The 13,161-nt window shown below is 68.5% G+C and carries 14 protein-coding genes, 1 tRNA gene and 1 pseudogene; 5 read left to right on the forward strand and 11 right to left on the reverse strand.

The window, feature by feature from the left end; all coding sequences use genetic code 11:
- Nucleotides 1–43: 43 nt before the first annotated feature.
- The 3 genes from DJ019_RS12950 (at nt 44) to ptsN (ending at nt 1,874) form a co-directional block, all read left to right on the forward strand.
- A complete protein-coding gene (locus tag DJ019_RS12950; RefSeq protein ID WP_111276449.1) occupies nt 44–685 on the forward strand; it encodes an exopolysaccharide biosynthesis protein in 642 nt (213 codons plus the stop codon).
- 32 nt (nt 686–717) lie between these two features.
- On the forward strand, nt 718–1,338 hold the full coding sequence (gene hpf, locus DJ019_RS12955; RefSeq protein ID WP_111276450.1) for a ribosome hibernation-promoting factor, HPF/YfiA family: 621 nt from the start codon (nt 718–720) through the stop codon (nt 1,336–1,338).
- A 68-nt stretch (nt 1,339–1,406) separates the two neighbouring features.
- Nucleotides 1,407–1,874, forward strand: coding sequence for a PTS IIA-like nitrogen regulatory protein PtsN (gene ptsN, locus DJ019_RS12960; RefSeq protein WP_111276451.1), 468 nt, complete (start codon nt 1,407–1,409; stop codon nt 1,872–1,874).
- A 61-nt stretch (nt 1,875–1,935) separates the two neighbouring features.
- Here the strand turns inward: ptsN and DJ019_RS12965 are convergent, their stop codons facing one another.
- From DJ019_RS12965 to DJ019_RS13015, 11 genes and pseudogenes are all read right to left on the reverse strand, one after another.
- A complete protein-coding gene (locus tag DJ019_RS12965; RefSeq protein WP_111276578.1) occupies nt 1,936–2,193 on the reverse strand; it encodes a DUF1150 family protein in 258 nt (85 codons plus the stop codon).
- 109 nt (nt 2,194–2,302) lie between these two features.
- Complete coding sequence (locus DJ019_RS12970) at nt 2,303–2,725, reverse strand: Hsp20 family protein (protein WP_111276452.1); 423 nt, start codon at nt 2,723–2,725, stop codon at nt 2,303–2,305.
- Between the two features lie 105 nt (nt 2,726–2,830).
- Nucleotides 2,831–3,223 carry a GtrA family protein gene (locus DJ019_RS12975; protein ID WP_111276453.1) on the reverse strand — a complete coding sequence of 131 codons (393 nt, stop codon included), beginning with the start codon at nt 3,221–3,223 and terminating at the stop codon, nt 2,831–2,833.
- Complete coding sequence (locus DJ019_RS12980; RefSeq protein WP_111276454.1) at nt 3,220–3,945, reverse strand: class I SAM-dependent methyltransferase; 726 nt, start codon at nt 3,943–3,945, stop codon at nt 3,220–3,222. The genes DJ019_RS12975 and DJ019_RS12980 overlap by 4 nt, the downstream gene beginning before the upstream one ends.
- Nucleotide 3,946: 1 nt before the next feature.
- Nucleotides 3,947–4,906, reverse strand: a complete 960-nt coding sequence (locus DJ019_RS12985) for a glycosyltransferase family 2 protein (RefSeq protein WP_111276455.1) — start codon at nt 4,904–4,906, stop codon at nt 3,947–3,949.
- Nucleotides 4,903–6,279, reverse strand: coding sequence for a hypothetical protein (locus DJ019_RS12990; RefSeq protein WP_111276456.1), 1,377 nt, complete (start codon nt 6,277–6,279; stop codon nt 4,903–4,905). The genes DJ019_RS12985 and DJ019_RS12990 overlap by 4 nt, the downstream gene beginning before the upstream one ends.
- Before the next feature lie 13 nt (nt 6,280–6,292).
- Nucleotides 6,293–6,844 (reverse strand): hypothetical protein, encoded by a 552-nt coding sequence (locus DJ019_RS12995; protein WP_111276457.1) that lies wholly within the window; start codon nt 6,842–6,844, stop codon nt 6,293–6,295.
- A gap of 91 nt (nt 6,845–6,935) precedes the next feature.
- A pseudogene (locus DJ019_RS21740) lies at nt 6,936–8,010 on the reverse strand (PepSY-associated TM helix domain-containing protein).
- Nucleotides 8,010–10,142: a TonB-dependent receptor gene (locus DJ019_RS13005; protein WP_111276458.1), complete on the reverse strand. Its 2,133-nt coding sequence runs from the start codon at nt 10,140–10,142 to the stop codon at nt 8,010–8,012. The pseudogene DJ019_RS21740 and the gene DJ019_RS13005 overlap by 1 nt, the downstream one beginning before the upstream one ends.
- A 126-nt stretch (nt 10,143–10,268) precedes the next feature.
- Nucleotides 10,269–10,344 (reverse strand) — tRNA-Ala (locus DJ019_RS13010).
- A 140-nt stretch (nt 10,345–10,484) separates the two neighbouring features.
- On the reverse strand, nt 10,485–10,940 hold the full coding sequence (locus tag DJ019_RS13015; protein WP_111276459.1) for a TIGR02300 family protein: 456 nt from the start codon (nt 10,938–10,940) through the stop codon (nt 10,485–10,487).
- Nucleotides 10,941–11,065: 125 nt separating this feature from the next.
- Between DJ019_RS13015 and aroA the strand changes: the two genes are divergently transcribed.
- Nucleotides 11,066–12,403, forward strand: a complete 1,338-nt coding sequence (gene aroA / locus DJ019_RS13020) for a 3-phosphoshikimate 1-carboxyvinyltransferase (protein ID WP_111276460.1) — start codon at nt 11,066–11,068, stop codon at nt 12,401–12,403.
- Entirely contained in the window at nt 12,400–13,047 is a 648-nt protein-coding gene (cmk, locus tag DJ019_RS13025) for a (d)CMP kinase (protein WP_111276461.1), read from the forward strand. Before aroA ends, cmk begins: the two co-directional genes overlap by 4 nt.
- Nucleotides 13,048–13,161: the final 114 nt, after the last annotated feature.

Below are 13,161 nucleotides of genomic sequence, written 5' to 3' on the forward strand. Positions count from 1 at the left end.
CTGCACTTGGCGAGCACGCTGAGCGTCGCCAGATGCAAGGCAGATGTCCGAGACCACTCACACGCCCGACGTTCCCGAGGCGGCGCTTCCGCTGTCGGCCGTGCTGCGCGACATCGCCGATCATCGCGAGGCGCGGATCTCGGTCGCCGAACTGACCGAGAAGTTCGGCGGCCGCGCGATCGGCGCCCTGCTGTTCCTGTTCGGTCTCGCCTGCATGCTGCCTCTGCCGCCCGGGGCGACGACCATCTTCGGCTTCCCCCTGGTGCTGCTGGCGCCCCAGCTCATCGTGGGGGCCTCGGCGCCCTGGCTTCCGCAGAAGCTCAAGACCCAGACCGTCGCCACCGCCGACCTTCAGAAGGGTCTGCCCCGCTTCATCCGGGCGCTGCGGAAGGTCGAGGCGATCTCCCGCCCCCGGCTGACGCTGTTGCTGAATCCGGTCGGGGAGCGGGTCATCGGCGTCGTCTGCCTGGCGCTGGCGCTGGTGCTCATCCTGCCCATCCCGGGCGGCAACATCCTGCCGGCCATGGCGGTGTCGACCCTCGCCTTCGCCGTGATCCAGCGCGACGGCCTGATCGCCTTGGTGGGGTACGCCCTGGCCGCGACCAGCGCGTCCGTGCTGGTCCTGGCGGCTCACATTATCGTCAGGATGTTCCTCCGCGTCTGGCAGGTCGCATCAGGCGCTTGACACCTTTCGTGCGCGGGCGCGTTGTTCAGGGCATGCAAGTCCAAGTCACCGGCAAGCATGTCGATGTCGGCGAGGCTCTGCGGACGCGGGTCGCCGACGAACTCTCCAACAGCATCGCGAAGTATTTCGACCGCGGAGGCGGCGCCGACGTCGTGGTCAGCCGAGAGGGCAGCGCCTTCAAGGTCGATTGCGCGGTCACCCTGGCGTCGGGCCAGCAGTTGACGACTCACGGGGTCGGCAGCGACGCCCATTCCGCCTTCGATGCGGCGCTCGAGAAGATGTCGCGGCGAATACGGCGCTACAAGCATCGGCTCCGTGACCATCATCCTCAGGCGGCGGCCAAACAGGCGGAGAGCGCCGCCTACTTCGTCATCCGTCAGCCGGAGGACGAGGAGGGCGAGGAAGAAATCGCGGAAGGCCAGAGCCTGCCCGAGCCCATGATCATCGCCGAGACCGAGCGTCCGATCCGGACCATGACGGTTTCGATGGCGGTCATGGAAATGGACCTCTCCGGCGCTCAAACAATTGTGTTCCGAAACGCCGCGCACGGCGGACTTTCGGTGGTATATCGCCGCCCCGACGGGAATATCGGGTGGATCGATCCAGAGCGGACGAAGCCTCGCAACGGGGCGGGAGGCGGATCGGCCCACTAGTTGCAACACATCCCGGCGGTCCGCGTTGAGGCGGACCGCGAGGGGTTTGGGGTTAGTTCTTCACGACCATGACTATCGGCGAATTGCTGGATCGCTCCGCGATCTCAACGCGCGTGAGCGCGGCCAACAAGAAGAAGGCCCTGGCGGTGATCGCGGAAATCGCGGCCCGCAACTTCGGGCTGGACGCCGGGCAGGTGCTCGATGCGCTCGATGAGCGGGAAACCGCGGGTTCGACCGGCGTGGGTCATGGCGTGGCCGTGCCGCATGCGCGGCTGGAGGGGCTGGAGCGGATGCGGGGCGTATTCGTACGCCTGGAACAGCCTATTGAATTCGGGTCGGTCGACGACCAGCCGGTGGACCTGCTGTTCGCCCTGTTCGCCCCCCGCAATGCCGGGGCTGAACATCTGCGCGCCCTCGCGCGCGTCTCCCGCCTGTTGCGTCAGGGCGATCTGCGCGAGCACCTCCGCAAGGCCCAGTCGGCCGACGCGATCCATGCATTGCTGGTGCAGGATGTGGTCGCCCGCCCGGCGGCCTGAGCGATGTGACTACCTAGCCGCCGGGGAAGCTTGCTGATCCGGTGGAAGTGCGCGCCCGCCGTCAGTGCACGGAAACGGGGGCCAGCTCGTGCGCCAGGGCTGCGGCCATGGCTGAGTCGCGGTCAGTGAGGACCGCCAGGCGTTCGCCGTCGGCGCGGTGCACGGCGTAGAGCGTCTGATCAGGATCCAGCTCGAAGCTCTGGATCTGCGCCGCAGGCGTGCTTGCGATGATCTCGGCGGCTTTGATCGGCCGCACATAGACCAGATTGGGGGCGCCTAGCGCCGCGAACGCTTCCATCGAAAGAACGGGTGTCATCATGACCACCTCCGTGAAACTCAACGCTCCGAAAGGCCGCAGGTTCAGCCGACCTTTCATTTGAATGGACCCCGGCTCTTCCGGCGGCCCGGTGGGATAGACTTTGCGGAGATCAGCCCGCGGTCCGGATCGGCACGGATTGAACCCGCTTTTCCGGCTCGGGACGGACCAGGTCGATATGGAGCAGGCCGTGCTCCAGAACCGCGCCCTGCACCTCCATCCCGTCCGCCAGCACGAAGCTCCGGATGAAGCCTCGCGCCGCGATCCCGCGGTGAAGGTATGAGTCCTCGGGCTTCCCCGTGGCGCTGTCGCGTCGGCCCGCGATGACGAGCTGGCGATCCTCGATCGTCACCGCCAGCTGGTCCGGCGAGAAGCCGGCCACGGCCAGTGTGATCCGCAACGCGCCGTCGCCACGATCCTCCACGTTGTAGGGGGGATAGCTTTCAGCGGCGGCCTTCGCCGCCCGCTCGATCAGGCTTCGCGTATGCTCGAAGCCCAGCAGGAACGGGCTGTCGAAGAGCAGGCTACGATTCATCCAGAAGAGTCCTCGAACTAAGCGACTCTCCGGCCGAACCGCCCGGTATCGGCTCGCTTCGACCGGACACACCCTATGTGGGAGCTCCGACCGGTCGGATCAATGTCAGTGGGGGGCGCGGAAGGCCCAAAGGCGCGACAGGACGAAAGAGAGCGCCGGCACGGCCACCGCGATCACGCCCAGAGCGAGCCAGAATGGCCAGCGCATCTGCTCGACGAGCAGCCACGTCAATCCTTGGGTCACGGCGAGACCCAGCAGGGAAACCACGGCGAAGCGTAGCATCTGCGGGCCGTGCAGGGCGCGACGCCGAAAGGTCAGTCGCGCATTGCCGATATACGATACGCCGACCGCCATGAGGTAGCCTGCGAAGTTCGCCTGCATGGGCGAGAGGCCCGCGACCTCCCTGGCCGCCAGCGCGGCGGTCACATGCGTCAGTGTCGCGCAGGCTCCCACGATCGCGAACAGCGGAACCTGGTGGGCCAGCGGGCGGTCGCTCAAGCCGGGCGCTCGGCGATCAGCAGGATGGAAACCCCGAACGGCAGGTCGGTCGCCCTCAGGAGCTGCCTCTCGGAGGCGAAGAGGCCCTTCAGCAGTCTGTTCAGCGCTGGCGATGGCATCGCCTCATCGTCGCCGCCGCGGATCCCTGCGGCCGACTTGGCCAGCCGGACGGCGGCGATAGGGGGGAACAGGACGCTGTTGAAATGGGTGGCGCGCCGCACCTTGAGCCCCGCGAACAGCTTGCGGAAGTCGGCCATGGCGTAGCGGCGCTTATGGTGGTGCTTGGCGTCGTGCTCGCTCCACATCCAGGCGTAGGCGGGTACGGTGGCCACCAGGAAGCCACCGGGCTTCAGGAGGTCGCCCAGCGCCGCCACGGCGCCGGCGTCGTCGTCCACGTGCTCGATCACATCGAAGGCGCAGACCATGTCGAACGGCCCGCCCAGGTCGGGGAGGCCGTCGGGCAGCAGGCCGCCGTCGACCGTGATGCCCGCGCTCTCCGCCGCATAGACGCGGGACTCGTCGTCGGGCTCGATGGCCCGGACCTCGCCGAACCGTTTCAGGAGCTCGAGGTTGCCGCCTGGGCCGCAGCCCACCTCCAGGATCCGCGCCGGCCGCGGCAATGGCAGCCGGCCGATCTCCGACTCCAGGATCTCTCGCCGGGCGGCGAACCACCAGTGGTCCCGCTGCAGCTCCCGCATGCGGTCGTAGATCGCGCGTTCCATGTCAGCCGTCGAACCCCACGCGCTCGCGCACCAGATAGATCGGGCGCCCTTTCACTTCCTGGTACATCCGGCCGATGTATTCGCCGAGGACGCCGAGGGCGACCATCTGCACCGCAAAGGCAAATAGAATGACGACCATTAGCGAGGCGTAACCAGGAACCTGACGGCCGACCACCAGGACCTGGACGACGATGGCGAGTGCGGCGAGCACCGCCAGGAACGCCGCACCTATTCCGACCAGCGTCCACACGCGAAGCGGCGCGGTGGAGAACGAGGTCATCCCGTCTATGGCGAAGCGGAACAGCCGCCCGTAGGGCCAGGAGCTCGATCCCGCCGCCCGGATCGGACGCGTATAGGGCACCCCCACCTGCTTGAAGCCAACCCAGGCGAAAAGGCCCTTCATGAACCGGTTGCGCTCGGGCAGCGCCCGGATCGCCTCGACCACCGCGCGATCCATGAGGCGGAAGTCCCCCGTCGAGGCCGGTATGGCCTGATCGGATACGACGTTGAAGAGCCGATAGAAGGCGTTGGCGGTCCAGCGCTTGACGGCGGTGTCCGAAGAGCGGTCGGCCCGGACGCCATAGACGACGTCATAGCCCTGCTCCCAGAGGCTCAGAAACTCGCCGATGAGCTCGGGAGGGTCCTGAAGATCCGCATCCAGTGGCACGATCAGGTCGCCGCTGGCCGCCTCCAGACCGGCGGTCAGCGCCGCCTCCTTGCCGAAGTTCCGAGAGAGGCCGATCAGGCGAATTCGGCGGTCACCGGCCGCCCGCTCCACCATCAGGGCATAGGTATTGTCCCGGCTGCCGTCGTCGACGCAGACGATCTCCAGGTCCAGCCCCAGGGGCGCCACCGTCTCGTCGAGGCGCTTGAACAGGATGTCCAGCACCTCCGCCTCGTTGTGCATCGGGATCACGACGCTGAGACGCTTGCCGGCGCGGCTGCGCATGGGGGGGGTCATCGGGTGCGGCCCTTTGGGCTGGCCATCACGCCGAGGGCGGCCAGGGATGTGAGAAGACAGACGATGCTGGAGGGAAAGATGTAGCGCGCATCCGCGGCCGGAGCGGCGAAGAAGAGTAAGCCCGCATATGCCAGTGCGCCGAACGTCGCGACCGCCAGCACAAGAGCAAGAGGACGCTTGAACGCGGCCGCGGTGAGGGTGAGCAGGGCGGCGGCGACGTACATCAGGTAGGGCCTTCGCCAAGGCTCGTCGACGGTCTTGACCACGTAGCGGTTCAGATCAAGCGCCGCGTCCGGCTGACTTAGACGTAGTCCGTAGGGATTCGCGTCGATCCCAGAATGCACTGGGTAGAAGACGCTCCCCCTGGCCATCCCCATCTGCTCCACGAACACTGCATTCCTGTGAGCGAGGTAGCAGCCGGTTTCCGAAAACACCAGTCGCCGCCACATCCTGGGCACGGCGCCGTTGGCGTCGGTTTCGACGAGTCTCGGCACGCCTGGCTTCGCCGCCAGCGTCGAGTGTAGATGCCGTGGGTCGTACGCCTGCCGGATCTGCAGCACGGTGATCGGTCGCCGCCCAGTCACTGCGGCGGGCAGATAGTTCCGTCCCGCGCAGGCCGAGACGCCGATTACGTCAAAGAGCTGGGCGCCGCTGAGGCCGCCCGGGTTCGGCAGCTTCGCACCATCGGGCAGGCGCCATTGCACGGAGGCCCAGCCGAGACCCAGGCTCGCCAGGGTCAGAATGATCACCATGGCTCGCGTCCTGGGGTTCGCCCGAGGCTCGAGGTAGGGACGCCAGGCCATCAGGGCCATGAGTGGCGCGACCAGCACCAGGGCGTTGTAGCGCAGGCCCACCGACACGCCGAAGGCCAGGATGGCCGGCGCCAGGAGCACCGGCGACCGATACCGCGCCGCCGCCAGCCACAGCGCGATCCCCAGCAGAGTGAAGCCGCCGGTGGGCACGTCGCGCCAATGGGCGACCATCGCGCCCAGGAGTGTCGGGAAGTATGCGACGCCACCCAGGAAGAAGGCGGCCATGACCCACCCCAGCGCGCGGCTGGGGATCGCGATCCGCAGGGTCAGTATGGCGCCGTAGAGCAGGATGAACACCTGGGCGGCCAGGAGACCGCCAGGGCCGGCGCCGGCGGCGCGGCTCAGCTGAAACAGATAGGTGTGCAGCGGCGGCCAAAGCGCGGTCTGGACGCCATAGCTGGCCTGGTCCCAGGCCAGCAGACTGTCGTAGGACATGTAGCCCGGCCAGACCGGCCAGCAGATGGCGAGGGTCGCGAGGCCCGCGGCCGCGGCCGCGGCGAGCCAGGGGGGCCGGTTCAGCGCCGGCGCCGCGCCCCCTCCGCCTGCGCCTCTGCGGTTCACAGGCCGACCCGATTCAGAATTCGATATGGCCGAGCACGCAGATCGACCCGTCCGTCAGGACGCCGAAGGCGTCCAGGGGGCCGGCCGTCACGGGCGCATCGGCGTTCCAGCCGCTGTTCGGGTCGGTGACCTCGGGCACCGATCGCGGCACGTCCGGCCGCGCCGCGCCGCCCTGCCCAGCGCCGACGATCTTGAAGGTCTTGTCCACCAGGACCACGCGCTCGACCCGGGCCTTCGCGGCGTTGTCCCAGCCCCAGCCGTGGATCTGAATGCCAGCCGGCTGCCCCGCATAGGTCTTCTGGACGATGTCGGTGTTGCCTTTGCAGATACCTGTCTTGGGATAGGCGTCCCGCAGTGTCTTGCCCATCACCGCGCTCGCCCAGTCCGGCCCGGGCGGAACGCCGGCGGGATCGCTGGGGATCTGTCGGACAGGCGAGGTGGCCGCCGGAGCCGCCGACTCTCCCGGCGCCGCGGCCGGCTTTTCGCGCCACTTCGGCTGATCGCACGCGGTCAGCGCCGTCGTGGCCATGAGGATCAGGACGCAGGGGAGACTGGCGATACGCATAGTCGTTCCGGAGGCTGGACGGGACCTGCTGGGTTTACGCTGCGCCCACGGGACGATGCAACCGGGCGTCGGTCCGGTCCAGGGGGCGGGGCTAAGCCGTCTTCGCCAACCGGGTGCGGGGCCTCCGACGCTGGAACCAGAAGGTCCAGACGGTGAGCGTGCCGAAGAGGCCCAGGGTCAGGCCGGACAGGGTCATCAGAAGGCGATAGGGCAGCCCGCCGATCTTGGCCGCGTGCAGCGGATAGAACGCATTGTAGGCCTGTGCGCGAGGCGGCAGCTTCAGGGCGTCGCGCGCCTGGACCAACTCGCCCGTGTCGGGGGCGAACCACAGGGTCGTGCGGCCGTTGGGCAGCCATTCGCGCGGCTGGCGCAGGCGCAGGGTGATCAGGCCGTTGTCGCCACGGGGCAACGACAGGATCCGGACTTCGGCGTCGGGATGCAGGCGTCGAGCGGCTTCGATCATGCCGCGCCAGTTCGGCTTGTCGGCCAGTCTGGCTGGGCGGGGTGGGGGGGGGCTTCAGCGAGGCGTCCACCTCGGCCGTCGCCCCAGGCCCCAGGATCAGATCGGTCACAGGCCGGAACACCATGATCGTGCCGGTGACCAGCGAGAGCGCCAGGATGGGCGCCAGCATCGCGCCCCAGTCCCGGTGGTGGCGAAGGATCGGAAAGCGCGCCGCCGATCTCGGGAGGAGCCGGAACTGGAAGCTCCGTCGCAGCGGCCACCAGAGGATCAGGCCCGTAACCACGAAGACCAGGCCCGCCACGCCGGCCACCCCCGCGGCAATCTCGCCGGTATCGCCATTCAGGAGGTAGTGATGGAGTTCGAAGAGCCAGACCTCCGGGCGGTCCCACCGGTCGGCCCAACGCTCGACGATGCGGCCTGTCTGGTCGGCATAGGCGCCCGCCTCGCCTCCATAGCTCAGACGGTCGAGGCCGAACGTCCGGGTGGCGAAGTTGATGCTGGTGGGGCGCCGCGCGGGGTCGGCCATGATCCGCTCGACCGCTGCGACCAGGGCGGCGGTGTCCTGGACCTGGGCGTCGCGAGCGCCCGGGACGTCGATCCAGAGATCCTTGTGCACGAGCAGGGCGCCTGAGACGCCCAGCACGGCGAGGAGCAGTCCGAAGGTTCCCCCCAGCCATCGATGCAGGAGGTCGAGGAACCGCATCAGAAGCGGTAGTCCCAGGCCAGGGTGAAGGTGCGGCCGCGGCCAGCGAAGAAGCGACTGTTGTTGGTCGGCTGCTGAGTATCGGTGTTGTAGTCGATGTAGAATTCGTCCAGCAGGTTGGCGGCCGCCAGGGTGACCCCGCCCCACTTGCCGGTGTCGTAGCGGACCGAGCCGTCGAGCAGGGCGTAGCCGCCGAAGCTGTTTCGAGGATCGGCGCCCTTGAAGTCGCGCGCGAGGAACCCTTGCGCCTGCAGCCGCGCCGCCCATGGGCCCTGGTTGTAGTTCAGCCCCACCAGGATCCGATCCGGCGAGATGTTCGCCCCGTCGAGGTCGATGTCCACCTTGCCGTCGCCGTTGGAGTCGGCCTCACCGAGCAGGTGCGCGTAACCGGCCGAGACCGTCACGCCTGGGATCGGGGTCTGCAAGGTGGCGTTCAACTCCAGGCCCTCGATTTCCACGCGCTGGCGCTGGACCTCGAACACCGTGCCCACCAGAACCAGGAGCTGGCCCTTGGTGCTGGTCGACCAGAAGTAGCTGGCGCTGGCCTGGAGCGGGCCGCGCTTCAGCTCCAGGCCGATCTCGCGGTTGTTCGAGATGATCGGGCTGATGTCGAGGAAGTTGTCGATGTCGACACCGACCTGGGTGATCCCCCGCGTGATCCGGCCCACGTCGGGCACGGTGTAGCCCTCGGCGTAGCTGGCATAGGCGCGGAGCCCCGGAATCGGCTCGGCGATGATCCCGGCATTGAACAACGTGTCGCTGAAGTCCGGCGAGCCGCCCGACACCGCCCGGGCGCCATAGGAGGCCAGGGTCGTGAAGTCGTCGATCTTGATGCGGACGTTCTCGTTCCGCACGCCGCCGGCCAGGCGCAGCTTGCCGTCCAGCAGCGCCAGGTTCGCCTGGGCGAACGGGGCGATGCTGCGGAAGTCGGTCTGCGGCACCCAGGAGCGGTCGGTCTGGATCAGCACCTGCTCGGTGCGGTCGTACAGCAGGTCCAGGCCTACGGTGGCGGTGAGGCCCTCGATCCCGGGCACGGCCCGCTCGTAGCTGGCCTTCGCCCCCAGCTTGCGCGAGCGGTTCTCGGACTGATCGAACAGCGTGCCCACGGGCGCGATGCGGGCGTCCTGGAAGGTCGGGATCGGCGTGGGATCGCTGCCGAACGTGTCGCGGCTGCGGTTGAAGAAGGCCTGGGTGACCAGGTGCCCGCCCCACAGGCCGTCGTCGACGTAGGAGATCGCCGCGCTTTCGGTCCGGCCGCGGGCTGGCACGCCCGGCGGCTTGCCGCGGATGGCGGAGGTGGGCCGGTTGGCCGCGCGACTGCCGACAAGCGCCAGATAGTCGCCGTCTCCATCAAGCTGGAAGCGGCTGAGGATCAGGTCGAGCCGCGCTGTCTCGCTGACCGCGTAGCCAAATCGGCCGAACAGCGACCAGCTCTCTGAATCCTGGGTTTCACCTTGGACGGTGTCGAAGCCCACGCGATTTCCGCGGCCATCGTAGAAGGCGCCTCGAGTCTCGTACGCTCCGCCCACGGTGGCGTCGAAGGCGCCGCCCCTCCAGCTCAGCAGTCCCGCCGCCTTGTAGCCGAAACCGTCCCCGTGGCCCTCGTCGTCCGCCACGGTCTGCAGCAGGGTCCGCCCGCTCAGCCCCTCGGTCTTGGGCGCGCCGACCGTCACCTGGTTTACGATTCCGCCCGTGCCGCCGATGCCCTGCAGGGCGTTCGAGCCGAAGATCACCTCAACCCGATCGACGAAGAATGGGTCGATGGTGAAGCCATCGCGGGAGCCATCACGCAGTGGCGTCGATTGAGGGATGCCGTTGATGGCGTACAGGGGCGAGCGCCCGCGGAGGGTCTCGCCGGCGCCCGACAGCTTCTGGCGGGTGGGCGAGAAGGACGGAGTCAGCGCCGCCACCGCGTCCACCACCGAACCCGAGATCGTCACCTGCTGGTCAAGCTTCGACTTGTCGATGACGTCGACGGTCAGCGGCAGGGCATTGGCCGGCAGCACGGTCCGTGCGGCGGTGACGACGACTTCGCTGACCTCGCGACCACCGCTATCGGCCTCGTCGGCGAGCGCGGGGGAAGCGGCCAGGGCCGCGGCGAGCAGGATTGGGAATGAAGCAGACGTACGCATGGCGCCCTCGGGTTGCGAGCGCCGCTATAGGCTATCGTTTTATGCAAGTCATTCGCAAAGTCATTTGCAAGCGAACGCATGGGCCAGAAAAGGCGAAGGCCCGCCGGGGTTGCCGGCGGGCCTCCATGGTGGAGCTAAGCGGAGTCGAACCGCTGACCTCTTGAATGCCATTCAAGCGCTCTACCAACTGAGCTATAGCCCCGAGGTCCGGGTCTTCCTGAGGAGGCTGGCCCCCCGGGAAGGCGCGGAACCTATTCAAACCGGTTCCCGCGATCAAGCCCCGTTTGCAGGCTTTTTTTGTCGCGGGCGCCGCGCCGGTCTGGTGGCCGGCGCGGACCGGAATCAGCGGTCGTCGTCCCCCCCGTCCGGAAGGCCTTCGATCTCGGATTCGTCGAAGTCGTCTTCATCCTCGTCCTCGAGGAAGGGCACGTCGTCGGCGTCTTCGACGTCTTCGTCGTCGGTGAACTCGCCCAAGTCCTCGGACACGGCGGGGCTGCCGTCGGCGCCGTCGTCATCGTCGTCGGTGACCAGTGGCGGCTCGTCGGCGACCTCGTCCAACTCCGGCGTGGCGACGTCCTCTTCTTCCTCGTCGTCGGTTTCCTTCTCGACGACCTGATCCTCGGCCTCCTCCGTGTCGGGCACGATGGAGCGCGCGCGGACGCGGCGGTTGCGGACGGCTTCGTCAGGATCAAACTCGCTATGGCACTTTGGACAGTGCGCGGGGCGCTTGTTCAGATCGTAGAACTTAGCTTGGCAGGTCGGGCAGATTTGCTTCGTGCCCAGTTCGGGATTGGCCAAAGGTGGCGACCCTCTAAATGTCAGCGGTTTCGCGAGAGGCGGCGTCCCTTGCCACGGGGCGGGGCGACTGTCAAAGCAATCCCCCTTTCGACTCTGACCCTGTTCCGGAGGCGCGTTTTCAACACATGACGGCGGCCCATCTGACCGCCAGGCGCGCGGGCCCGCTCAAGGGCGTGGTTCGCGCCCCGGGGGACAAGTCCATCAGCCACCGCGCCCTGATCCTCGGCGCCCTGGCCACTGGCGTGACCGAAATCGAAGGCCTGCTGGAGGGCGACGATGTGCGTCGCACGGCGGCCGCCATGGCCGCCTTCGGCGCCGATGTGGCGCGCCTGGGCGACGGTCGCTGGCGTGTCGAGGGGCGCGGCGGCTTGTCCGAGCCGGCCGACGTGGTGGACTGCGGCAACGCCGGCACCGGCGTGCGCCTGATCATGGGCGCGGCTGCGGGCTTCGACCTCTCCGTCACCTTCACCGGCGACCAGTCGCTGCGCGGCCGGCCGATGAACCGGGTGCTGAAGCCGCTGGGCCAGATGGGCGCGACCTGGCTCTGCCGTTCGGGCGGGCGTCTGCCCCTGACCCTCAAGGGCGGCGGGTTGAAGCACATCGCCTACACGCTGCCCGAGCCGTCGGCGCAGGTGAAGTCGGCGGTGCTGCTCGCTGGCCTCCATGCCGACGGCGGCGCCGAGGTGATCGAGCCGGAAGCCACCCGCGATCACACCGAGCGGATGCTCCGTGGCTTCGGCGCCGAGGTCGAGGTGCGGGAGGCGGGGGCTGGGCGCCATATCGTGCTTCGCGGCGGCCAGAAGCTGACCGGGACGCGTATCCATGTGCCGGGTGATCCGTCCTCTGCGGCCTTCCCGCTGGTGGCGGCGCTGGTCACGCCCGGTTCCGAGGTGACGGTGCAGGGCATGCTGTTGAACCCTCTGAGGATCGGCCTGCTGGACACCCTGGGCGAGATGGGCGCCGACCTGTCGGTGACCAACGTGCGCGACGAGGGCGGGGAGACCGTGGCGGACGTCACCGCCCGGCACTCGGAACTGGTCGGTGTCGACGTGCCGCCCGAGCGCGCGCCCTCGATGATCGACGAGTACCCGATCCTGGCGGTCGCTGCGGCTTTCGCCGAAGGCAAGACGACCATGCGCGGCATCGGCGAGATGCGCGTGAAGGAGAGCGACCGGATCGCCCTGATGGCCGCCGGCCTTGCCGCCTGCGGCATCGGTGTGGAGGAGGAGCCCGAAGCGCTCACGGTCATCGGCGCCAAGCGCGGCAACCATCTGGTTCAAGGGGGCGCCGGCGTCACCACCCACGGCGACCACCGGATCGCCATGTCGCATCTCATCCTGGGCCTCGCGGCCGAAGAGCCCGTTCGCGTGGACGAGCCCGGCATGATCGCCACCAGCTTCCCCGGCTTCGTCGACCTGATGCGCGGCCTGGGCGCCGAGATCGGCGAGGCGGTCGAGGCGTGACAACCTTCGTCATCGCGGTGGACGGCCCGGCCGCCTCCGGCAAAGGGACCATCGCCACGCGGCTGGGCGCCGCGTTCGGCCTTCCGGTGCTGGACACGGGCCTCCTGTATCGCGGCGTGGGCGTGCTGGCCGAACGGGCCGGGGCCGATCTCGACGATCCCGAGCGGGTCGGCGCGGTCGCCACGACCCTGACCGCCGACCTGCTGGACGATGCCGCCCTGCGCACCCGCGCGGCGGGCGAGCTGGCCAGCCGCGTGGCCGTGCATCCGCAGGTCCGCGCCGCGTTGCTGGACTTCCAGCGCAGCTTCGCCGCCCGACCGGGCGGGGCGGTGCTGGATGGGCGCGATATCGGCACGGTGATCTGCCCGGACGCGCCGGCGAAGCTCTATGTGACCGCGACGCCGGAAGTCCGCGCCGAGCGGCGCTGGAAGCAACTCGCAGGGCAGGGCGAGTCCGTAGCCTACGAGGACGTGCTGGCAGACATCCGCCGTCGCGACGCCCGGGACGGGGGGCGTGAGGCCGCGCCCATGACCCAGGCCCCGGACGCGAACTTGCTCGACACCACTGAAATGACTATAGAGCAGGCCGCCGATGCGGCCCGCCGCATCGTCGAGGCGGCGCGCGCCCGCTGGGAGACTTCCTAGCCGGCAAATCCAACCGCGCCTTTCCCTCGATCGCCGCGGGCAGACATTCACCGCTCGGGGTATACCCCGAGCCTTCGGTTGCAACCTCTAACCCGACCGAACGGGACCGTCCGA

Origin of the sequence: Phenylobacterium kunshanense, assembly GCF_003254525.1 — a bacterium.
Taxonomy (GTDB): Bacteria; Pseudomonadota; Alphaproteobacteria; order Caulobacterales; family Caulobacteraceae; genus Phenylobacterium; species Phenylobacterium kunshanense.